This window comes from Kitasatospora sp. NPDC058478 (assembly GCF_042720345.1).
Lineage (GTDB): Bacteria > Actinomycetota > Actinomycetes > Streptomycetales > Streptomycetaceae > Kitasatospora.
Map to the genome: position 1 here is coordinate 45294 of NZ_JBHXML010000026.1, position 21789 is coordinate 67082.

Here is a 21789-nt window from a genome sequence, read left to right on the forward strand (position 1 = left end):
CCTCGCTCCGCTCGGCAGCCGATGACCGGCACGCGCGCCTCTCGATGATGAGCTCACTCCGCTCACTCATGCGACTACCCCGCTCCGCTCATTCATGCCTGCTCCTCCAGCAGTTCGGCGAGGTCGTCGACGACCACGGTCGCGCCGTCCCGGCGCAGTTCGGCGGCCTGCCCGGTGCGGTTGACCCCGACCACGGCCCCGAAGCCGCCCGCCCGGCCGGAGGCCACCCCGGCGAGCGCGTCCTCGAAGACGGCGGCGTGCGCGGGCTCGACGCCGAGCGTGCGGGCGGCGTACAGGTAGGTGTCGGGGGCGGGCTTGCCGGGCAGGCCCTCGCGCTGGGCGACGACGCCGTCCACGATCACGTCGAACAGCCCCTCGATGCCCGCCGCCCGCAGCACGTCCCGGCAGTTGGCGCTGGAGGACACCACGGCGCTGGGCAGCCCGAGCGCGCGCAGCCGGTGCACGTACGCGACCGAGCCGTCGTACGGCTGGACGCCCTGCTCGCGGATCAGCCGCAGGACGGTGTCGTTCTTGGCCCGGCTGATCCCGTGCACGGTAGGGGTGTTGGGCGGATCGGCGTCGGTGCCCTCGGGCAGGTCGACGCCCCGGCTGTGCAGGAACGCCCGGGTGCCGTCCAGTCTCGGGCGGCCGTCCACGTAGGTGTCGTAGTCGGTGACGGCGTCGAAGGGGACGAACTGCCCGCCGGTGCGGGCGGCTTCGGCGCGCAGGAAGGAGTCGAAGGTGTCCTTCCAGGCCGCGGCGTGCACTTTGGCGGTCTGGGTGAGGACCCCGTCGAGGTCGAAGAGGAAAGCGCGGATGTCGTCCGGTAGCCCCAGCATGGGTGCAGTCTTACCCGGGAACGCGGGGAAGCCGCCCATTTCCCGGCGGCGCGTCGCGGGAAGGGCGGCTTCCGGTTGCCCGGGTGCTCGTGGGTGGCCGGGTGGGCTCGTGGGTGCCCGGCGCTGGTACGGCGGGGGTGCCCGGCTGCTGTTACGGCGAGTCGGGCATCTGCGCCTCGGCGGCCTCCGCCACCGCGAACACCGCACCCTGCGGGTCCTGGACGACCGCCATCCGGCCGGACTGCATGTCGAACGGCGGCTGGATCACCGAGCCGCCCGCCTTGACCAGGGCGTCCACGGTGGAGTCGGTGTCGTCCACCGAGAAGTAGGCCATCCAGTGCGAGGGCGTGCCCGCCCCCAGGTACTTGGGGATCGGCTGCATGCCGCCCACCGTACGGTCGCCGGCGTTGAGCGAGAAGTACCCCTCCATGCCCTGGATGGTCGCCGGGCGCAGCCCGAGCGCCGGGAGGTAGAAGCGGCCGGCCGCGTCGGTGTCGGCGGTGTTGAGCTCGTTCCAGACCAGTGCGCCGGGCTCGTTGACCACGCCCGCGCCGATGAAGTCCATCGCCTGCCAGACGCCGAACACCGCGCCGGTCGGGTCGGCGGCGACCAGCATCCGGCCGATCACGCCGACGTCCATCGCCGGGTAGAGGATCGTGCCGCCGTGCTCGGCGATGGCGGCCCCGCTCACGTCGGCGTCGTCCGAGGCCAGGTAGGTGGTCCAGGCGACGGGCGGCAGCGGCTGGCCCTCGGGCGCGGACCGCGCCATGATCCCGGCGACCGGTCGGTCGTTGAGCATGCACACGGCGTAGCCGCCGAACTCGGCCGGGCCGACCTCGCCCTGCCAGCCGAACAGGTCGCGGTAGAAGTCGAGCGCGGCCTGCTGGTCGCTCGCCATCAGGTCGATCCAGCACGGGGTGCCGGGCTTGTACGGAGCGGTGACTACGGGCATTGCTGGGCCTCCCGAAGGCAGTGGTCGCCGGCGTGGTCGTCGGGGCGGGCGGGTCCCGGCCGCCCGGTGCCGGGCTGCCGGTGCCGGCCGTCAGCGCGAACGGCGGGTACACCGCCCACCATCGGCCCGGCGCCGCGATCCCGCCACCGGACGGCGCCCTGGCGGGCGATCGGACGGGCCCGGGGCCCGTTCGGCCGCCGGCGGGCCGTTCGCGCGGCGTCGTGCCGCTCACGCCGCCGCGTGGGCCGTTCACGCGGCGTCGTGCCGCTGGGCCGTGACGAAGTACGGCTGCACCTTGCCGCTCTGCGCGTAGTCCTTGAGCCGGACCAGCAGTTCGGCCCAGGTGCCGGCGACCAGCGGGACGCCGTCCTCGCTGCCCGGCTGCCAGCCGCCGTGCCGGAACAGCAGCCGGGTGCGGCCGGGCTCGCCGGGCTGGTCGGCGAGGTCCCAGCTGATCCAGGTGCCGGCCCAGTGCGGCGGGAAGGCCCCGGCGTTGGCCCACACCACCCGGTCCAGGTCGGCCCGCTCGCGGCGCAGCCGGAACGGCTCGGGGACGCCGGGGAAGTCGAACAGCAGGACGTCGCCCTCCCGGTCCACGCCGGTGGTCCACCAGCTGGTCAGCCCGCCGTGCGTGTTGAGCGCGGCGAGGACGACGGCCCGGGGTGCGGCGATGTCGAACTGGAGGGCGATCTCGGGCATGGGGGTCCGCCTTTCGGTGCGCGCCCCCCTTGTCCGTGGGCCGGGTCCGGTGTGCGGGGGTCCCGCGCGTCGGGCCCCCGTCCCTCAGGTCGCCCGTCCCTCAGGTCGCCCGGGCCGGGCGCCTCCCCGGTTTCTCCGGCCACCATGGCACGACCCCCGGGCCCGCGCGCCCTGGACGGCGCCGGCCCGGGGGCCGTCCCCACGGCTCGGGTGCGGTCAGCCCCCACGGCTCGGGTGCGGTCAGCCGCCGCTGCCGTAGGTGGTGTTCGCGCAGATGTCGTCGTCCGCCGAGCGGGCGTCGTTGGTGACGGTGGTCGGCAGCGGCGCCGGGGGCGCCGGGGTGCCGTTCGCGGCCGCGCCGCCCGTCCCGGCGGCCGGGCCGGTGGCGCCGCCGCCGTTGGCCGCCGAGAAGTCCTTGCCGACGATCAGGGTCACGCCCGCCGAGTTGCCGGCCTCGACGCTGGCGCCCGGGAACAGCGCGGCGACCTTGTCGGCGTTCGCCTTCTGCCCTGAGCCGTACTCGATCATGGTGGTCTTGTACTTGGTGCTCGCCGCCTGGCCCGCCGTGGTGGCGACGAACTTGGCGGCCTTCAGCTGCGCGGTCGCCTTGCCGGCCAGGCCGTTCTCGGTCGTCCCGTTGTAGACCGCCACCTTGATCGACGAGTTGCCGGCGTCCGCGACCGGCGCGGCGGGCGCGCTGGACGCGGCCGACTGCGACGCGGCCGGTGCGCTCGGGCTGGCGGCCGCGTCCGGCTGCTGGCCGGTGGCGTTCTGCCCGTCGATGGTCTGGTCGGCCTTGAGGGTCTCCCAGAGCTTGTTGGCGTCCGGCTGGACCAGGTCGAGGTCCTTGTCCTGGGTGCGGTAACGCCAGGGCGCCGTCACGAACTTGAGGTCGTGCATGTCGATGTTCTTGAGCGACAGCCCGAAGGAGAGCAGCTTGTCCGCGGAGGCCAGCCCCGGGTCGACCACCAGCGACTTGGTCGCGGCGTCGGCCAGCGGCAGCAGGTTGGTGGGGCTCAGCCCGTCCTTCTTGACCTTGCTCGCGAGCGAGCTGAGGAAGGCCTGCTGGCGCTTCATCCGGCCGATGTCGGAGCCGTCGCCGATGCCGTGCCGCAGGCGCACGTAGTCCAGCGCCTGCTGGCCCTGCACGGTCTGCTTGCCCTGCGGCAGGACGAGGTCGCCCTTCTTGTGCAGGTTGGGGTTGACGTCGCCCTCGTAGATGGCCTTCGGCAGGCAGACGTCGACGCCGTTCACGGCCTTGGTCATCGCGGAGAAGCCGTTGAAGTCGACCACGATGGTGTGGTCGACCCGGATCCCGGTGAGCTTCTCCACCGTGTTCTGGGCGCAGGCCGGGTTGCCGCCGTCGCTGCCGCCGACCGAGAAGGCCGCGTTGAACAGGTCGCTGGACGCCCCCTTGGTCCACTTGCCGTTGGGCAGCTTGCAGGGCGGGATCGGGACCTTCGCGTTGCGCGGGATCGAGATGCCCACGGCGTGCTTGTGGTCGGCGTAGACGTGCAGCAGGATCGTGGTGTCCGAGCGGGCGCCGCCGTCCTCGCCGCCGCCGAGGTCCGAGTTGTTGCCGCCGCGGCTGTCCGAACCGATCAGCAGGACGTTGACCGGCTTGTTGCCGTCCGCATCGGCCTGCGCCTCCGGCGGGCGGTCGGTGGCTATCGCGTCGCCGTCGAAGGACTTGATGTTGGCGTTCAGCTTGAAGTAGATCGCCCCGCCGGCGCCCGCGATCAGCACCAGCACACCGGCCGCCGACCAGGCGACGATCTTCTTCACGTTCTTCTTGGGCTTGCGGCTGTTGCGCGCCGCCGCCCGGCCGCCGCCGGCCGCCGCCTCCGGCCTGCCGCCGTCCTTGCCAGCGCCCCGACCGCCGTCCTTGCCAGCGTCGTTGCCGCCGTCCTTGCCGCCGTCCTTGCCAGCGCGGCCAGCGCCCTTGCCCTGGGCGGCGCGTCGGGCCTCTGCCCGGCCGCCGGTACGCGGCGGCGGCACGGACCCATCGCTCCCCGTCGTGAGCGCGCCGGGTGCGTTCTCCCCCCGAGCCGGGCCCTCGCCCCACTGACCTGACATGCGCGTACCTTTCACCGACGGAAGCGACGCCCCGGACGATCTGGCGCACCGCACACAGGGAGACGGTCGGGACCGTTCCCAGGTTGCACATACGAACATCGGTACAAACCGATGAACGTGGCTTCCGATCATATTTAGGCCCGACGCGGTCACCGACCTCCGGTCCACCACCAACCCCGGCCACCACGGCGCAAGCTCGCCACAGAACGCCCGAAACCAGCCGATTACGACGTGACCTACGCCACCTCTCCCCGCCCCAGCGGCACCATCCGGCACCACGCGCCGCACGTCCGCCGCCGCCCGGGACGGTCCGGGGGTTATCCTCACCCCGCCCCAGGGGGATGCCCCCGTTTCTCAAGGCCCGTTCGCTAGACCAGACTCAGCACCATGACCACCGATACCGCGGGGACGCCGACCGCGAAAACCCGGCCGCAGCCGCCCGCCGGACCACCGGACACCGCCCCGCCCGGAACCGGCGGGAGCGACTTCGCCCAACTGCTCGGCCGGATCAGCGCCGAGGCCCTGCTCGACCGACGCCCGGTCTACTACACCGTCCGCGCGGGCCTCGTCCTCGCCGCGTTCCTCGGCGGCTGGTGGGCCATGTTCGCCCTCGGCGACACCTGGCTCCAACTCGGCCTGGCCGCCGCGATGTCCATCGTCTTCGCCCAACTCGGACTGATGGCCCATGACCTGGCGCACCGCCAGGTGTTCACCGGGCGCCGCGCCGGCGAGATCGGCGGCCGCATCGTCGCCAACCTCCTGATGGGCATGAGCTACGGCTGGTGGATGAACAAGCACACCCGCCACCACGCCAACCCCAACCACGAGGAGCGGGACCCGGACGTCTCCCCCGACCTCGTCGTCTGGTCCCAGGACCAGGCCAGGAGGGCCAGCGGAATCGCCCGCTTCATCGGCCGCCGCCAGGCGTTCCTCTTCTTCCCGCTGCTCCTGCTCGAAGGCCTCAACCTCAGCTACAACAGCTTCCGCGCGCTGCGCAGCCCGATCATGAAGCGCCCGTACCTGGAGGGCTTCCTGCTGGTCGCCCACTTCGCCGCCTACCTCGGACTGGTCTTCGCCGCCCTCCCGGTCGGCAAGGCCTTCGCCTTCCTCGCCGTCCACCAGGCGCTGCTCGGCGTCTACTTGGGCTGCGTCTTCGCCCCCAACCACAAGGGCATGCTGATGGTGACGCCCGGCATGCGACTCGACTTCCTCCGCCGCCAGGTCCTCACCTCCCGCAACGTCCGCGGCGGCTACTTCATCGACGCCCTGATGGGCGGCCTCAACTACCAGGTCGAGCACCACCTCTTCCCCAGCATGCCCACCCCGGCCCTGCGCCGCGCCGCCGTCCTCACCCGCGACTTCTGCGCCGAGAAGGAGATCGCCTACTACGAGACCGGCCTCTTCCGCTCGTACCGCGAGATCCTCACCCACCTCCACCAGACCGGCGCCCCGATCCGCGCCGCGGCCTGACCCGCCCCACGACCCGCACCACACCGCGGCACCCCGGCTACTCGACCAGCCGGGGTGCCGCAGTGCGTTCACCGGTCGCGGACATGCAAAAGGCCAGGTCAGAGGGTTTCTGACCTGGCCTCGGTTCGGTGGGCCACCAGGGGCTCGAACCCTGAACCTACGGATTAAAAGTCCGCAGCTCTGCCAATTGAGCTAGTGGCCCGTGGCCCTCGTCCCGGTTGGGGAGGGCCACCGTGATCCTACCCGGTGGGGCGCAGGGCTCCGCCAGCGGATTGCGCGGGCGCGCCGGGGGCGGGGGGCGGAGCGTAGTGGGCGGCGCGGACGCGGCGGAGCCAGGATTCGGCGGGGCGCGGGTCCGGGGCGGCGGGGAGGACGCCGGGGCGGGCCAGGCGATCGGCGGCGTCGGCGAGCAGGGACTCGGCGACGGCGGGGCGGTCGGCGATGCGTTCGCCGAGGTCGCGGACGTGTCCGGGGTCGGCGAGGCGGACCAGGTTGTGGCCGGTCTCGTGCAGCCGGACGGCCTGCGCGACCAGCCGGACCAGGTGCCGGGCGTGCTTGGCGGCCCGGCCGCGGGTGACCGGGTCGGTGGTGTCGCGGGTCAGCAGTTTGCGGAACTGCTGCTCTGCGTAACCGAGATAGGCCTTCCGGACGGCCGATTCGCTGAGGAAACTCGAGCGGATCTCGACCAGTTCGGCACCGAGCGGAGTGCGGATCTCGTACAGGTCGTCCGGCAGCCAGACGAGCTCGGAGGCGGTCGGGTTGCAGGACAGCGCCAGACGGCACCACTTGGCGGCCTCGTGCAGGGTGACGTCGGGCCCGGTGGTGACGTGCGACTCGGCCGGGCGGTGCAGACCGTGCAGCTCCTCGGTGGGGGCGGCGTACAGGCCGAGCCGGTCGACGTCGGAGCCGGCGTGGGCGAAGCCGTACGCGGTGGAGCCGACCACGCCGGAGAGCAGGACGGTACCGGGGACGGCGGGTGCGGGTGCGGGTGCGGGTGCGTCGGGCATCGTCGGTCTCCTCTCGACCGGCCGGCTGGCAGGACGGTGCCGGCGGTGAGGGTGGTGGCGGTGAGGGTGGTGGCGGCGCCGCTACCGCATCCTCGCCGGTCCGGGCCGCTCCGGGCGAACGATTTCCGCGCCGGGGCCCGCCCCGGCCGGCCCGCCGGGTAGCGTACCGACCATGTCGACCACCATCCCCGACGACGGCGTCCTGATCGTCACCGGCGCCGGCCGCGGCATCGGCGCCGCCACCGCCCTGCTCGCCGCCCGGCGCGGCTACCGGGTCTGCGTCAACTACCGCACCGACGAGGCCTCGGCCACCGCCGTGGTGGACGCCGTCCGGGCCGAGGGCGGCACCGCGCTCGCCGTCCGGGCCGACGTCACCCGCACCGCCGAGGTGGAGCGGCTGTTCACCACCGTGGACGCCGAACTCGGGCTGCTCACCGGCCTGGTGAACAACGCCGGCACGCTGGAGAAGCAGTGCCGGCTGGAGGACATCGACGAGGACCGGCTGAACCGGATCTGGGCCGCCAACATCACCGGCCCGTTCCTGTGCGCGGCCCAGGCCGTCCGCCGGATGTCCACCCGGCACGGCGGCCGCGGCGGCGCCATCGTCAACGTGTCCTCGGCCGCCTCGCGGCTCGGCTCGCCCAACGAGTACGTCGACTACGCGGCCGCCAAGGGCGCCGTCGACTCGATGACCCGCGGCCTCGCCCTGGAGGTCGCCGCCGAGGGGATCCGGGTCAACGCCGTCCGCCCCGGCCTGATCCACACCGACATCCACGCCCTCGGCGGCGAGCCCGGCCGGGTCGACCGGGTCGCCCCCGGACTGCCGATGCGGCGCGGCGGACGGGCGGAGGAGGTCGCCGAGGCGATCCTCTTCCTGCTCTCCCCCGCCGCCTCGTACACCACCAACGCATTCCTGGACGTCTCCGGCGGGCGCTGAAAGGTTCCCTCCGGTTTCCTTCCGCCGGCCCGCCCGCCGCCCGTACCGTGGGGCCATGACCGACGCCTTCATCGACATCCCCGGTGTGCGCAACTTCCGTGACGCGGGCGGGATCGGCGCCCTGCGGCGGGGCGTGCTCTACCGCTCCGGCTCCTTCCACACCCTCACCGACGAGGGCGCCCGGCGCCTCAAGGCCCTCGGCCTGCGCACCGTCCTCGACCTGCGCAGTCCGGTCGAGCTGGAGGTCTGGCCCGACCTGCGGCACGGCCTCGACCACGAGGCCCTCAACCTGCCGACCCTGCCCGCCAACCGCGAGGACGTCGACCAGCCCTGGCCCGAGGACCAGGCGGCGCTCTACCCCTTCATGGCCCGGACCGCCGGCCCGTCCCTCGCCGCCGTCGTCCGCCGCCTCGCCGCCCCCGGCGCGCTGCCCGCCCTCGTGCACTGCGCCGTCGGCAAGGACCGCACCGGCCTGACCATCGCCGTCCTGCAGTCCCTGCTCGGTGCCTCGGAGGCCGACGTCACCGCCGACTTCCTGCTCTCCAACGTCGGCCTCGGCCTCGACCGGGGCCCCACCCCCTACGTCGACGAGACCGGCACCGAACGCGTCTCCCGCCCCGTCACCGCCGAACTCCTCGCCTCCGCCCTCGGCTGGATCCACACCCGGCACTCCTCCCTCCCCGCCTACCTCCGCGCCCACGGCGTCACCGACGAGGAGCTGACCGCCCTGCGCACCAACCTGTCGGCCTGACCGGGTAGCCGCAGATAGGACCCGCCAGGCTCACTGGTGACCACCAGCCTGGGCTACCAACCAACCGTTCTGAGGTCAGCCTGCGGTAGCAACCCTCAGAACGAGGTCGGCCTCCTGGTAGTACTGCGCGGAGTTGAACAGACGGACGATGTGCAGGACCTCCTCCGGCGGTCGCCTGGCCGCACTGTGCAGAAGTGCGTCGGCAGCAACGACGAGCCCCTTTCCTTGGCAGGCCATCACGACATCCGGAATCCGGTGCACCGGGAGCTTGGCGCCGGCTTCGGCAAGAACCAGATGGGCATCCCGGTCACGTCCTGCCCGGAGGTGCCGGATCGCCTCATCAAGGCCGGCTTCAAACGGGGTGGAAGCCGCGACGTTCTGCCGGTCCCCCACGGGGAGGGGGACCGGCAGAACAGGCCCGCCGCCCCCCTTCGTCTCGGCGAGCCGGCTCTGCACGGCCTGATCGGCTGGCGCTTCTTCAGGAACGCGCTGCCTTTCGAGAGCTGTGGCCACAGGGATCTGACCGTCGGCACAGCTTTGGCCGTGGTGGCCACAGTGGGCGCACGTCCGGTGCTGTTCCTCCCTGCAACGCTCGCACGGCCGACGGGATGCCCGTTCGTGCAGTTGCTTCAGCTGAGGCCACGACCACGCCAGATCCCCGCCCGCATCCCCGCGCGCCGCTGTGTGAAGCCGCAAAAGCACGCCCAGAACCGGAACGTTCCGGGCATGCAGGTAGCCGCTGAGAGCACTCTCCGAAACTGTCAGACGTTTCGCATTGGCTGCCATGGTGCCTGGGTTGGGGGTGCCTGGAGGCACGTCCTTCGAATGCGGGTGCGGCTTGAGCCGACCGTAGAGCGCGCACATGGCCTTCGCGAGCTCCTGCTGCTCCGGCGTGCTCCCTTCAACAAAGCTCCCGCCGACTTGGCCAAGCGGTGGCACAGCCCCTCCTCAGTGTCCACACAGTACTGGCCACCCGAGTGTGTCCGATCAATCCGGCTGGGAGAAGGCGATCCTCTTCAGACTATCCGCGAAAGATCGCTGGCGGCTGGCGCCAGCACTGATCCCCGTTCTTAACTGGACCTGTCCACGTGGGTGGTCCGATGCACTGGGCCGCTTCCACGGCCATGCGCACTGCAGCCCGCGTGGACTCCCCTCGCACTCGACTGAAAGGAACGGCCATGGCGCTCCCCTCCTGGGAGGACACCAACCTCGGCTCGATGAAGCGAGTGGCTCTCTGGCTGGCTACCGCGGCCGGCGAAGGTGGGATCTTCACGTACGCGCAGCTCCGCGACGTGTTCCCGGGCGTGGCGCAGATCGACCGCAGGGTGCGTGATCTCCGGAGCCGGGGCTGGCGGATCGACACTGCGCGCGAAGACACCCGTCTCGGCGCCAACGAACTGCGCCTCGTGGCCATCGGCGAAGCTGTCTGGGAGGACCGCAAGGGCCCTGGGAAGGACACGTCCGGGCTTACCGGCACCCGGCGCCGCGACGTCCTGGCCAAGGACGGCCACATCTGCCGCAGCTGTGGCATCTCGCCGGGTGAGGAATACGCCGAGTCCTACGAAAGGTCCCAACTCGACATCGCCCGCCGCGAAGTACGGCTCGTGGACGGCACCACGGCTGTCGAGCTCATCACCGAGTGCCGGCGCTGCCGGGTAGGAGCCCCGCGGTTGGAGACCGACGTGGCCCAGACGATTGCGGAGATTTCCCATCTCGGCACGATGGAGCTCCGGATGCTCTCCTCCTGGGTTGCGGGGGACAAACGGGATTTCGGCAAGGTCGAGCTGCTGTGGGCGGCCTACCGCACCATGCCGGCGGACTCCCGGGCCCGTTTCAGGGCCGCACTCGAATCCAGCCTGGGTTAAGTCCTGCCCTGAGCCGTCCCGTACAAGCCGTCGCCATCATATGAAACAGCGCGTTTCCCACGCAGAGGAGAACTAGGTTCATGAGTCCGGACCTTGGCCGGCCGCCGATGGCCGCCTACAACCAGGATCTGGTGGAGAAGCGGCTCCGCGAGGCTTCCCTGGCCGGCGGGGTGCGTGAGTCGGTGAAGATCGAGTGGCGCAGCCAGCCGCTCAACGTCGAAGTCATCGACATGCCGACCGACAGCCTCTACTACAACCCAGGGACCCATCGCATCCGGGCCCAGCGAAGCCACGACCCCCGGCTCAACGAAGCGCTCGATATCAGCCCCTGGAGTACGGAGAGCCAGGAGTACCTGCACCACCTGCTCCAGGCCAAACCGTCGAATCCCAACGAGACCGACCCCGACTTCTCAGAGCTGAAGAAGAGCGTCAAGGACTTCGGGCAGAACGACCCCGGTCTGATCACCCGGGACGGGATCCTCGTCAACGGCAATTCGCGACGTGCCGCGCTGAAGGAGCTCGGCCAGCAAACCATCCGAGTGGGAGTTCTCCCGGGCGACTGCACCTGGGCCGATATCAGCGCGGTGGAGCTGTCGCTCCAGCTGCGCAAGGACCACCGGCGGGACTACTCCTACATCAACCGGCTACTGGCAATTGAGGAGCAGGTCGCCCTCGGCAGGCCAATCGGAAGCGTCGCCCACGACTTCCGGTCCAACTCGACCGCGTGCGAGCAGGACCTGTGGATCCTGTCCTGCATCCGCGAGATGATCGACCGCAGTTCCAGCGGGGGTATCGCCCTTCGGCTCGTCGATTTCGAAGAGCACCAGGAGAAGCTGAAGGAGCTTCGTCGGCGATACGCGAAGGAAGTCGCCGCGAACCAGCGGGAGAACGCGGAGCTGATCAAGGAGGCACGTCTCGCCGCCATGATCCTCGGCTTCTCCAAGACTGATGTCCGGGTCATCGAAGAGGATTTCCATGACCGGTACCTCAGTAAGCAGCTGCCCGAAGAGCTCCGGCAGCCCACCGCCAAGAGCCCGTCAACGGTGGCCATTCCGGGACTGAACCGGTCAGTGCGGCCCGCTGAGACGTCCAAAGTCGTGGCGGCAAAGGCCTTCACGGACTCGGTGCTCCGCTTCAAAGCAGCTGCGGCCGCAGCCGACAAGCTCCCCCCGGAGGAGATCAGGGCTGCTTCGCTGAGCGTCAAAGCCGCTCACGAAGCGGTCGAGGGAGCTCTTGACCCGGCTGGCCGCGATGCCCGGCTGCGGAAGCGGAAGCGAGCCGCACCGGACCGACTGAACGACGCGGCCCAGGACATCGACCAGTGCATTACCGACCTGGTACTGTCCCGCGGTTCCCGCAGTCTCGACGAGGAAGCGTTCGACGAGGCCGTTCTCCAGCTCCGTGACGCCCTTGCCAAGCTGGCCAAGGAGGCACAGCGCAGCGTCACCGAAGCCGGGGATGGAGTCACCTGGTTGTTGAATGCCGTACGGCAGGAGAACTAGTGAGCCTGACAGCAGAACCGTCTCTGCAGATCGGCTTCGACGTCACGCGAACCGCCGCTGTCCTCCGGGCAGCGGCGGGGTTCCACAATGACCTCGCGCGATTGTCCATGCGGTTTGGCAACGGCGGCATGCGCGGCCCTGCATCGGCCGAGATTCCGTTGGACGACTTCCTGGCCAGCCTTGAGGAGCTCGGCAGCTGGCCCGCCCCGGAGAGCGTGCAGTGGGAGGAAGCTCTCGCCGAACTGGCCGGCAGTGTCCTTGACGATGCCGAGACCGCCAGCAGGCGGCTCTCCGGTGACGTCACGGATGAATCCACCATTCAGCCGGACATGGTGCCTACGCTCCTCGGCGACACCTGGAAGGCCGGGCTGACCTCCTTCCAACGGCGTGATGTCGCCCGGCTGCTCTCGTTGCGGCACGGCGCCAACTTCAGTGTTCCCGGAGCGGGCAAGACTCGCGCCACCCTGGCGGTCTTCGCAGCCCTTCGCGAGCAACGGGAGGTCAGCAGACTCCTCGTGGTCAGCCCGAAGTCCGCCTACGAGGCATGGCAGACGGAGGCTGCACTGTGCTTCGAGCAGCCCCCTCAGACAACCGTCCTGTCGGGCCAGCCAGATCCTGCCACCGAGATCCTGATCGTCAACTACGAGCGGCTCGACCGCCAACTGGCCGCCCTTGCCGGATGGCTGAAGGCTGCGCCCAGCATGCTTGTGCTCGACGAGGCACATCGGATGAAGTTGGGCTCGCAGGGAATCTATGGCGCTGCCTGCATGGCGCTTGGACCGCTCAGCAAGCGTCGGCTCATCCTCACAGGAACGCCGGCACCCAACGGCGCCAAGGACCTTGAGAACTTGCTCTCCTTCGTCTGGCCCGGTCACGGACGCCGCGTCGTCAGCCAGGCCGTCGGGGGGGGCGATCTCGCGCATGCCAGCGCGGTGCTCCGCCCTCTGTATACCCGCACTACGAAGCGCGAACTCGATCTTCCCCCAGCCGTGACTACCATCCGGTACGTCAACATGCCCGCCCTTCACCGGGAGATCTACGACGCGCTGGCGGGACAGTATTCGTCACGGGCCGAAGCTGTCCGGTCTGATTTCGAAGCACTCGGGAAATCGATGCTCCGAATGCTGATGGCCGCGACCAGTCCCGCTCTTCTCATCGAAGGCAGCAGCGCCTACGAGCCGCTTGAGTACCGGCTTGATCCGCTGGATGCGCCAGCCAGCGCCTCATTGCAGAGCCTCATAGCGGAACTTCCGGCGTACGAAATTTCACCGAAGTACCACGAGGCCCTTCAGCTAGTGGCCATCAACGCGGCCCGGGGCCGGAAGACCCTGGTCTGGGCCAGTTTCGTGAGAAGTCTGACGACCCTCGAACTCATGCTCAAGGACTTCCGCCCTGCTCTCGTCCACGGCGGCACGGCCGACCGGGAAGAGCAGATCCGGCGGTTCCGGGAGGATCCCGACTGCATGGTGCTGATCTCCAATCCCGCCACCCTGGGCGAAGGCATCAGCCTGCACCAGGTGTGCCACGACGCCGTCTACGTAGACCGGGACTTCCAGGCCGGGCGGTTCCTGCAGAGCCTCGACCGGATCCACCGTCTGGGGCTTGCGCCCGGTACCGAGACCCGGATCACTGTCCTGGCCTGCCGTGGCTCGGTCGACGAAACGGTCGCTAAACGGCTGGAACAGAAGCTCCAGTTCATGGGCCAGATCCTTGACGACCCGGCGGTGCGACAGTTGGCCGATCTCCGGGAAGAGCCTTCTGTCACAACCGGGATGGATATGGCGGACATCCAGGCGTTCCTGGAACACCTCGATGCCACAGCTACCCGCTGAGGGAACCATGAGGGCCGCACTGCGCTGGCTCCGTGCACTGCGCACGGACGACATCTTCCGGGTGCGGGCCCTCTTCACCAGCCACGACTCGTTTTCCGACCTGACCCCCGGCCAGTACGACGACGGCCTGGCCTGGCTGCGGCGGATAGGTTTGGTGCCAGTACCTCGCCAGCCGGTCACGCAGTCCCCAACGGAGGAACGGTTGCTCCGTCTTCAGTTGCTGGACAGATCCCTTGAGGCGGCGCGTCCAGACTGGCTGGACGACAGCTCCGGCACTGCCTCCACCAAACCCGAGCTGCCGCTGGCGGGGCAGAGGCTGGCTGCCACTCTCGGTCTCAGCAGCAGTGACGCGGCGACGGCAGTCTCCAAGGCCTGGCTCGTCGAGCGCGCACGGCTCGGAGCCGCGGGGGAGAACGCCCTGGTGGCACTGCTCCAGCGCACGGTGCATGCGGAAGTCCTCCACGTGTCTGCGGTCTCGGACCGATTCGGCTACGACATCGCGGTGGAGTCAGACCGCTGCAGCGTCCACCTCGAAGTGAAAAGCACCTCAAACGCCGACGCAAGGGTGCTGTTCCTGTCACGCCATGAGTACGAGACGATGCGGGCCGACTCCGCGTGGTACCTGGTTTTCCTGGTCCTCGACCGACAGGACCGGTTGGCGTCCGTCACCACCGTCGCCCGGGAATGGATCGCCGACGTCGTCCCAGTCGACCGGCAAACCCGCAGTTCACAGTGGGCCTCGGCCCGGCTGCTGGTCCCCTCGACGGCCCTGACACCGGGGATTCCTGCGGTCAGGCAGTGGATCCGGACAGACACCGCGTCCGGCCCACCGGGCCAGAACCCGTCTGCTCTTCTTCTCGCCGGAACCGGCACAGCCCCCCAGTAGGTGAGCAGGCAGTCACACTGTCCTAGCTTCCTGGCACAATCAGCCGGAGCCACCAACAGGTGCCGACGAGTCCAGCGGGCACAGCACGCCTCCGCCTCTGCGACACTTGGCTTTTGCGTGTCACAGCAAGGGAGGACGACCCATGACGACCAGTGCCAACCGGCTGACCTCAGTCGAGATCTGTGCGGGCGCTGGCGGCCAAGCGGTCGGCCTCCACCAGGCCGGCTTCAGGCACCTCGCGCTCGTCGAGCTGGACAAGCATGCGGCTGCTGCTCTGAGAAAGAACGTGGAGCAGCGCGATGGGTGGGAATGGGAGCGGAAAAACAAAGCCGTCCACCAGCTAGATGTAAAAGAATTCGAGCCAGCCGATCGCTTGCCAAAGTTCGAACCGTTCGAAATCGACCTGCTAGCAGGCGGAGTCCCCTGCCCGCCGTTCTCGCTGGCCGGCCACCAACTCGGGCAGGACGACGAGCGGGACCTTTTTCCGACCATGCTCAAACTGGTTGGGAAGATTCTCCCCAAGGCCGTCATGATCGAAAATGTCCGCGGCCTCCTCCAGCCCGAGCACAAGTTCTCCGGATACCGGAAGCAGATCATCTCGGAGCTGGAAGAGCTCGGTTATCACGTCTACAAGTGGGACGTCATCGAGTCGGCCGACTACGGCGTCCCCCAGCTCCGGCCGCGGGCAATTCTTGTTGCCATCCACACGAAGTATTACGTGGAGAAGTTCCAGTGGCCCACCGGGAAAGCCGGGCGCACGACGGTCTTTGAGGCGCTGAAGAAGAGCATGAGCGAACGCTACCGGCAGGCGAAGAAGCTCTACCCGGAACTCGCTGACCAGCTTGAGGCGAGGCATCAACACTGGAAGAGCCAGGCTCGCACAAAGGACGTCGCGCCCACTCTTGTCGGAGGCTCAAAGAAGCACGGCGGCGCCGATCTTGGCCCCAGCCGCGCCAAGGCCGCCTGGAAGGCCCTCGGCATCGACGCGATGGGCGTGGCCAACGATGCTGGCGAGGAGACCAACGTGCTCCGCGACCTCCTCGACAACAACGGCCCGAAGCTCACCGTCCAGCAGGCAGCCATCATCCAGGGTTTCCCTGAGGACTGGCATTTCGAAGGTGGGAAGACGGCCCGCTACCGTCAGGTCGGAAACGCATTCCCGCCACCGGTGGCCAAGGCGTTTGGGGAGAGCATTGCCGAGGTGCTTCGGCTCGGCCCTCGGCCGGAGGATGACCCGCAGCTGTCACCATCCTCCACGCCGGGCTCTAACGGCGCCGTCGATGACCAGGGCACATTCCTCTGGTGACTCGTGCTCCCAGAACCTGAGGACGATCCATCCAGCTTCCTCTAGCCGGGAGTCCGTATCGCGATCACGCAAGACATTCCGGGTTACTTTTTCCGACCAATAACCTGGATTTGTTCTGGGAGAGACGTAGTGCTCGGGACACCCGTGCCAGTAGCAACCGTCCACAAAAACGGCGACCTTCGCCGGACCGAACACCAAGTCAGCCGTCCGGCGCAGGCCTGGCAGTGGACGAGCAGCCACCCGATATCGCAAGCCGCCCGCGTGGACAAGCTGCCTGATCCGCAACTCTGGCTTGGTGTCACGGCTACGGATCGCCTGCATATTCCGTCGGCGCGCTGCGGAGGACGCCCACGAGCCCTTCGGCGGGACCCAGCTGTCAGTCATGACTTCCCTACCTTGATCAAACCTCTGTCTCCAGGCTAGAACGCAGTCGACGTCAGTCCTGGCGTTCGAAGCGCCACCACTGGGCGGGCGAGTCGGTGTCCTCCCACTGGTGGACGGTGGGGTCGGGGGGTGCGGCGGCGGTGAGGGGCTTGCCGCTGATGAAGCTGGTGATGGTGTAGGTGCCGGGAGCATCCACGTGGGCTTCGAGGAGCCACTCCTGGGCGCCGAAGGCGTTGGCGGACCACTGCTGGATGGGGACGCCGTCGTCGGTGGAGGCGCCGGTGACGTCGAGGCGCTTGCCACTGGCGGCGTTCTCCAGGTGGAAAAGGGCGCCGCCCAGGTGGACGGCGGTGAGCTGCCAGAGCTGGGCGTCGGAGCCGTCGTCCGCGCCCTGGCGGACGCGGGCGCCGCTGCGTCGGCTGCCGTCGGCGACTTCGAGCAGCAGGCCGCTGTCGACGTTGCGGATCTGGTAGCGGCCGTCGGTGATCTCGGTGTCAGTCACGCTCGCAGTCTGCCAGCGGGGGCTGACAGGCCTCGTAGCCGAGGACGCCGGAGAGGACGGCGGCCTGCTGGAGACTGGAGGCCCGGACGGGCGCGGGGCGGGCGGGCTATGGTCGGAAGCCGGAACAGGAAGTCGGGACAACCTCTACGAGTGGAGTCGACGATGGCGAAGGTCCCCAACGTGCTCTCGGCCGCCGCGCTGACCGCGGCGAGCGGCCTGGTGGGCGGTTACGGCGTCGCCCGCTGGAGCGGCCGGCGCGAACTGGGCGGCGCGGTGCTGGCGGTGGCCGGTGCCGGGGCGGCCGCGCAGTGGCACCGCAGCTCGGGTGCGGCCACCGCGGCGGCGCTGACCGGCCTGTACGTGGCGGCGTTCGGCGGCTCGCATCCGCTGGCGAAGAAGATCGGCGCCTGGCCGTCGGTCTTCGCCGTCACCGGTGTGGTCGCGGCGGCCTCGACGGCCGCGACGGCGCTGGCCGCCCGCAAGCGGTAGCGGCACCCGGCGCGAGCCGTGCGCCAGCCCGCTCACCGGCCTCGGCGGCCTCACCGGCGGCACCTGGCGGCGGCCTCAGCGCACCGCCGCGCCGGGCTGCGCCGCCCCGCCGAACCGCGCCTCGAACGCGGCCCGGTTCGCCGAGACCGGTGAGCGGTCCCAGACCGCGAACACCACCTGTTCGAAGGCCGCCCCGTACCGGGAGAGCGCGCCCTCGAAGGCCTCGGCGACCTGGGCCGGGTCGTTGCGGAACACCCCGCAGCCCCAGGCCCCGAGCACCAGCGTGCGGACCTCGTGCCGGGCCGCCGCCGCGAGCACCCGGACGGCCCGCTCGGCGAGCACGCCCCGGACGTCCACGTCGGCCGAGCGCCGTTCCAGCTGGCCCGCGTTGGGTGCGGGCGAGGTCAGGAAGGTGACCGGGTACGGCCGCGCCAGCAGGTCGCCGCCCCGGCCGCGGATCACCGGTACGTCGGGCGAGACGATCACCCGGTGGCTGTACCGGAGGTCGGTGGAGGCGCGGTGCGCCTCGTAGTAGTCCGGCGCCTCCAGCAGGCAGGTGTAGAGCAGCGCGCTGCGGCACAGGTCCTCCTCCTGGGCGCGGGCGCCGCGCAGGTAGCCGCCGCCGGGGTTGCGCGCGGAGGCGAAGTTGAGCACCCCGACCGGGCCCGCCCCGCCCTCGACCAGGCGCCGGGCGGCCTCGATGCTGCCTTCGGCCGTCACCTCCACCGCCCCGACGGGCCCACCGGGCCGATCCGGCCCTGGCCCCGGGCCCCCGCCCCGCAGCAGCGCGTCCAGCGCCGGCGGCGCGTACGACACCGTGCCGGCCCTGGCGGCCGCCAACTGCTCCCCCACCGTGACGAGTTCGCCACCGGCTGCCCGGTAGCTCCCCCGCTCGGCGATCTCCTCGTTCACCCGGGCCACGTCATGCAGTCTGCTGCTCATGTCCGGGACGCTACGGGACTTCCGCCGGGCCGCGCCACAGGTTATTCTCAGCTGCAGAACAACACCTCGGGGGTGCAAGGGGTACCGGGGGAGGTACCCGGGGGTATCGGGGGAACACGACGGGCCCGCTCCAGTGCATGGAGCGGGCCCGTCGTGTGTGTTCAGCTGTTCAGCTGTTCAGCTGCCGGTGGTCAACCACCGGCCGTACGGCGTCAGTTCTTCCAGCGCGGCTTGCGGTCGTCACGGTTGAAGCCACCGGAACGGTCGCGGTCGAAGCCGCCCGAGCGGGCGCCGCCACGGTCGTCACGGTCACGGCCGAAGCCACCACCGGAGGCCTGCGGACGGCCGCCGGAGCGGTGGTCGTCACGACGCGCGAACGGACGGTTGTTGCTGCCGCCGCGCTCGTCACGGTCCCGGCCGAAGGACGGGCGGTCACCGAAGGTGCGGGCCGGGCGGTCGCCGAAGGAGCGGCCACCGCGGTCGTCGCGGTCACGGTTGAAGCCACCGGAACGGTCGCGGTCGAAGCCACCACCGGTGCGGGCCGGACGGTCGCCGAAGGAACGGCCGCCGCGGTCGTCGCGGTCACGGTTGAAACCGCCCGAGCGGGCGCCGCCACGGTCGTCACGGTCACCGAAGGAACGGCCGCCACGGTCGTCACGGTCGCGGTTGAAGCCACCCGAGCGGGCGCCGCCACGGTCGTCACGGTCACCGAAGGAACGGCCACCACGGTCGTCACGGTCACGGTTGAAGCCACCGGAACGGCCACCACGGTCGTCACGGTCGCGGTTGAAGGCCGGACGCTCGGTGCGTGCCTCGCGGTACGACGGCGTGCGCTCCTCGGCCTGCGGCGCGGCGGCCGGGGCCGGCGCCTCGGTGGCCGGGGTCTCCGCAGCGGCCTCGTCGCCCGCCTCGGCGGCCGGGGCCTCGTCCTCGATGCCCAGCTCGGCCCGCTCGCGGGCGGCCCGCGCGGCCAGGCGGTCGGCCTCCTCGCGCAGCTCGGTGGTGCGGCGCTGCGCGCGCTCCAGCTGGCGGGTCATGTCGGCGAGCTCGCGCTCGGCGGCACCGGCGATGCCGGCCGCGCTCTCGGCCTGGACCTCGATCAGCGAACGGGCGCCGGTGATCTTGGCGACCTCGGCGTCGAAGGCGTGGTCGAGGATGTGGCGCGAGGCGTCGACGCCCGCGTCCTCCATCAGGCGGAAGACGCCGCGGCGCTGGTGCGGCAGCACCAGGGTGACGACGGCGCCGGAGCGCCCGGCCCGGGCGGTGCGGCCGGAGCGGTGCAGGTAGTCCTTGTGGTCGCCGGCCGGGTCCACGTTGAGGACCAGGTCGATGCCGTCGACGTGGATGCCGCGGGCGGCGACGTCGGTGGCGACGACGACGTTGACGTAGCCGTCCTTGAAGTCGCCGAGGACGCGGGTACGGGCGCCCTGGGTCATCCCGCCGTGCAGCGCGTCGGCCTTCACGCCGGCCTCGATGAGCTGCTCGGCGACGCGGTCGGCGCCCATCTGGGTGCGGACGAAGATGATCGTGCGGCCCTTGCGGGCGGCGATCGCGTTGGTGATCGGCGCCTTGTCCTTGGGCTTCACCACGAGGATGTGGTGGGTCATGGTGGTGACCGCGCCGGCCGACGGGTCGACCTCGTGGGTGACCGGGTTCTTCAGGTAGCGCTTGACCAGGGTGTCGATCTCGTTCTCCAGGGTGGCGGAGAACAGCAGGCGCTGGCCACCGGCCGGCACCTGGTCGAGGATCTCGGTGACCTCGGGCAGGAAGCCCATGTCGGCCATCTGGTCGGCCTCGTCGAGCACGACGGTCCGGACGTCGGCCAGCTTGGCGCTGCCGCGGTTCAGCAGGTCGCGCAGACGGCCGGGGGTGGCGACCAGGACGTCGACGCCACGCTCCAGCGCGTAGATCTGGTTCGACATCGAGGTGCCGCCGCAGACGACCTTGAGCTTGAGGCCGAGCACCGAGCCGAACGGCTCCAGGGCGTCGGCCACCTGCATGGCCAGCTCACGGGTCGGGACGAGGATCAGGCCGCGCGGGTGCTTGGGCTTGGTGCGCTCGCCGTCGGCGAGGCGGGTCAGCAGCGGCAGGCCGAAGCTGAGGGTCTTGCCGGAGCCGGTACGGCCACGGCCCAGCACGTCCTTGCCGGCCAGGGCGTCCGGGATGGTCGCGGCCTGGATCGGGAACGGGGTGGTGACACCGCGCTTGGCGAGGGCGCGCACGACGTCGTCGTGCAGGCCCAGGTCGCCGAAGGTGATGGTGGGCTCGGCGGGCTCCTCGGCCTCGACGGCGTCGGCGTTCAGCTCGACGTCGGCGTCGGTGGGCTCGACGGCCTCAACGGCCTCGACGGTGTCGGTGAGGGTGTCGGCGGTGTCGGTGACATCGGCGGCGGCCTCGCTCGCGGGCATGGCGAAGCGGGCGTCGTCAACGAGAGACATGTAAAACCTTCCGGAAGTGGCACGCGCCAAAGTCCGGGGGTTCTGTTTCACAACCGCCTCTATGCGGTCAGCCACGGATCGCCGGAACGCGCCAAGGGCGCCAGATGGGAATAGGGCGCCAGTCAAATGAATCAAACGAACGATCTACCACCATAGACGAACCTCGGGATCAGAGGCAAATGCCCTGGCCAGACCGCTAATGCCCACCCGCATGCGGGCTCGGGGCCGAGGAACCGGAGTTACCGGCCGAGGGCTCCGGGGTCGGTGGGACGGTCGCGGCCGGTGAGGTGTGCTCGGGCTCGGGGGACGTCGAGGGGCGGCTGCTCGGCGTGGCCGACGGCGTGCCCGCCGTACCGCCGGAGCGGCCCTCACCGGTGCCGCCGGCCCCGCCCGCGCCCCCGGTACCCGCCGCACCGCCGGTACCGGCCGACGCGCCGCCGCCCGGCCGGGGCGCGGGGCTGGCACTCACGCCCCCCGCCGAACCGTTCGCGCCGGTGCCGGCCGGCGCGGGGTCCACGGCGGGCGCCCCCGGCACCGGGACCACGCCGGCGGCCGCGCCGTTCACGCCGGGCGCGACCTCGCCCGCCGCCGTGGCCGTCGCCCCGGCCGGCGCGTTCTCGCCCTGCAAGCCCCCCGGACGCTCCGGGCGCCCGGACGCACTCCCCGGATGCACGCCGCTCGGCGAGGCCGACGGCCCGCTCGTCACCCCCGGCTTGCCCGCCGGACCGACCTGCCCGACCGGCGCCACCCCGCGCTTCACCTCCGCCTCCGGACCGACCGACATGCACCCCGTCAGCCCCAGCCCGGCCACCGCCAGCACCGCCGCCGCACGCACCGAAGCCGTACGCGCCGAAACCGCACGCGCCGAAGCCGTACGCACCACCGCCCGAACCGCCCGCACCGAAGCCACCG

General features: G+C 70.7%; 19 protein-coding genes and 1 tRNA gene. 9 read left to right on the forward strand and 11 right to left on the reverse strand.

The window, feature by feature from the left end; translation table 11 throughout:
* Nucleotides 1-92 precede the first annotated feature (92 nt).
* From ACFWPT_RS16510 to ACFWPT_RS16525, 4 genes are all read right to left on the reverse strand, one after another.
* A complete protein-coding gene (locus ACFWPT_RS16510) occupies nucleotides 93-839 on the reverse strand; it encodes an HAD family phosphatase (RefSeq protein WP_063348318.1) in 747 nt (248 codons plus the stop codon).
* Nucleotides 840-990: 151 nt separating this feature from the next.
* Nucleotides 991-1791 (reverse strand): VOC family protein, encoded by an 801-nt coding sequence (locus tag ACFWPT_RS16515; protein WP_350880560.1) that lies wholly within the window; start codon nucleotides 1789-1791, stop codon nucleotides 991-993.
* Between the two features lie 249 nt (nucleotides 1792-2040).
* Complete coding sequence (locus tag ACFWPT_RS16520) at nucleotides 2041-2490, reverse strand: SRPBCC domain-containing protein (RefSeq protein ID WP_380374888.1); 450 nt, start codon at nucleotides 2488-2490, stop codon at nucleotides 2041-2043.
* 240 nt (nucleotides 2491-2730) lie between these two features.
* Entirely contained in the window at nucleotides 2731-4488 is a 1758-nt protein-coding gene (locus ACFWPT_RS16525) for an LCP family protein (RefSeq protein WP_380482354.1), read from the reverse strand.
* A 465-nt stretch (nucleotides 4489-4953) separates the two neighbouring features.
* Here ACFWPT_RS16525 and ACFWPT_RS16530 point away from each other — a divergent pair, with 465 nt between their 5' ends.
* On the forward strand, nucleotides 4954-6036 hold the full coding sequence (locus ACFWPT_RS16530; RefSeq protein WP_380374892.1) for a fatty acid desaturase family protein: 1083 nt from the start codon (nucleotides 4954-4956) through the stop codon (nucleotides 6034-6036).
* 129 nt (nucleotides 6037-6165) lie between these two features.
* Here ACFWPT_RS16530 and ACFWPT_RS16535 read toward each other — a convergent pair.
* Nucleotides 6166-6238 (reverse strand) — tRNA-Lys (locus ACFWPT_RS16535).
* A 37-nt stretch (nucleotides 6239-6275) separates the two neighbouring features.
* Complete coding sequence (locus ACFWPT_RS16540; protein ID WP_380374893.1) at nucleotides 6276-7043, reverse strand: DNA polymerase beta superfamily protein; 768 nt, start codon at nucleotides 7041-7043, stop codon at nucleotides 6276-6278.
* A 172-nt stretch (nucleotides 7044-7215) separates the two neighbouring features.
* Here ACFWPT_RS16540 and ACFWPT_RS16545 point away from each other — a divergent pair, with 172 nt between their 5' ends.
* Both ACFWPT_RS16545 and ACFWPT_RS16550 read left to right on the forward strand, forming a co-directional pair.
* The gene (locus ACFWPT_RS16545; protein ID WP_380335468.1) at nucleotides 7216-7980 is read left to right on the forward strand and encodes an SDR family oxidoreductase; all 765 of its coding nucleotides are present in this window, start codon (nucleotides 7216-7218) and stop codon (nucleotides 7978-7980) included.
* Between the two features lie 55 nt (nucleotides 7981-8035).
* Nucleotides 8036-8731, forward strand: a complete 696-nt coding sequence (locus tag ACFWPT_RS16550) for a tyrosine-protein phosphatase (protein ID WP_380374895.1) — start codon at nucleotides 8036-8038, stop codon at nucleotides 8729-8731.
* Nucleotides 8732-8806: 75 nt separating this feature from the next.
* Here the strand turns inward: ACFWPT_RS16550 and ACFWPT_RS16555 are convergent, their stop codons facing one another.
* On the reverse strand, nucleotides 8807-9670 hold the full coding sequence (locus ACFWPT_RS16555) for a hypothetical protein (protein ID WP_380482356.1): 864 nt from the start codon (nucleotides 9668-9670) through the stop codon (nucleotides 8807-8809).
* Between the two features lie 239 nt (nucleotides 9671-9909).
* Here ACFWPT_RS16555 and ACFWPT_RS16560 point away from each other — a divergent pair, with 239 nt between their 5' ends.
* The 5 genes from ACFWPT_RS16560 to ACFWPT_RS16580 all read left to right on the forward strand — a co-directional run bounded on the left by ACFWPT_RS16560 (nucleotide 9910) and on the right by ACFWPT_RS16580 (nucleotide 16122).
* Entirely contained in the window at nucleotides 9910-10596 is a 687-nt protein-coding gene (locus tag ACFWPT_RS16560; protein WP_380482357.1) for a hypothetical protein, read from the forward strand.
* An 80-nt stretch (nucleotides 10597-10676) separates the two neighbouring features.
* Nucleotides 10677-12098 (forward strand): ParB N-terminal domain-containing protein, encoded by a 1422-nt coding sequence (locus ACFWPT_RS16565; protein ID WP_380482359.1) that lies wholly within the window; start codon nucleotides 10677-10679, stop codon nucleotides 12096-12098.
* Complete coding sequence (locus ACFWPT_RS16570) at nucleotides 12098-13930, forward strand: DEAD/DEAH box helicase (RefSeq protein WP_380482361.1); 1833 nt, start codon at nucleotides 12098-12100, stop codon at nucleotides 13928-13930. Before ACFWPT_RS16565 ends, ACFWPT_RS16570 begins: the two co-directional genes overlap by 1 nt.
* A gap of 7 nt (nucleotides 13931-13937) precedes the next feature.
* Entirely contained in the window at nucleotides 13938-14816 is an 879-nt protein-coding gene (locus ACFWPT_RS16575; RefSeq protein ID WP_380427455.1) for a protein NO VEIN domain-containing protein, read from the forward strand.
* A 142-nt stretch (nucleotides 14817-14958) separates the two neighbouring features.
* Nucleotides 14959-16122 carry a DNA cytosine methyltransferase gene (locus tag ACFWPT_RS16580; protein WP_380482363.1) on the forward strand — a complete coding sequence of 388 codons (1164 nt, stop codon included), beginning with the start codon at nucleotides 14959-14961 and terminating at the stop codon, nucleotides 16120-16122.
* Here the strand turns inward: ACFWPT_RS16580 and ACFWPT_RS16585 are convergent.
* Together ACFWPT_RS16585 and ACFWPT_RS16590 are read right to left on the reverse strand one after the other, a co-directional pair.
* On the reverse strand, nucleotides 16060-16506 hold the full coding sequence (locus tag ACFWPT_RS16585) for a very short patch repair endonuclease (protein WP_380482365.1): 447 nt from the start codon (nucleotides 16504-16506) through the stop codon (nucleotides 16060-16062). The genes ACFWPT_RS16580 and ACFWPT_RS16585 overlap by 63 nt on opposite strands.
* 52 nt (nucleotides 16507-16558) lie before the next feature.
* Nucleotides 16559-17149 carry an RICIN domain-containing protein gene (locus tag ACFWPT_RS16590; RefSeq protein ID WP_380482367.1) on the reverse strand — a complete coding sequence of 197 codons (591 nt, stop codon included), beginning with the start codon at nucleotides 17147-17149 and terminating at the stop codon, nucleotides 16559-16561.
* 21 nt (nucleotides 17150-17170) lie between these two features.
* Between ACFWPT_RS16590 and ACFWPT_RS16595 the strand changes: the two genes are divergently transcribed.
* The gene (locus tag ACFWPT_RS16595; protein ID WP_380482369.1) at nucleotides 17171-17497 is read left to right on the forward strand and encodes a hypothetical protein; all 327 of its coding nucleotides are present in this window, start codon (nucleotides 17171-17173) and stop codon (nucleotides 17495-17497) included.
* A gap of 75 nt (nucleotides 17498-17572) precedes the next feature.
* On the opposite strand, the gene ACFWPT_RS16600 is transcribed toward ACFWPT_RS16595, so the two are convergent.
* A complete protein-coding gene (locus ACFWPT_RS16600; protein ID WP_380374898.1) occupies nucleotides 17573-18439 on the reverse strand; it encodes a TIGR02452 family protein in 867 nt (288 codons plus the stop codon).
* A gap of 212 nt (nucleotides 18440-18651) precedes the next feature.
* The gene (locus tag ACFWPT_RS16605; RefSeq protein WP_380482371.1) at nucleotides 18652-20877 is read right to left on the reverse strand and encodes a DEAD/DEAH box helicase; all 2226 of its coding nucleotides are present in this window, start codon (nucleotides 20875-20877) and stop codon (nucleotides 18652-18654) included.
* Between the last annotated feature and the right edge of the window lie 912 nt (nucleotides 20878-21789).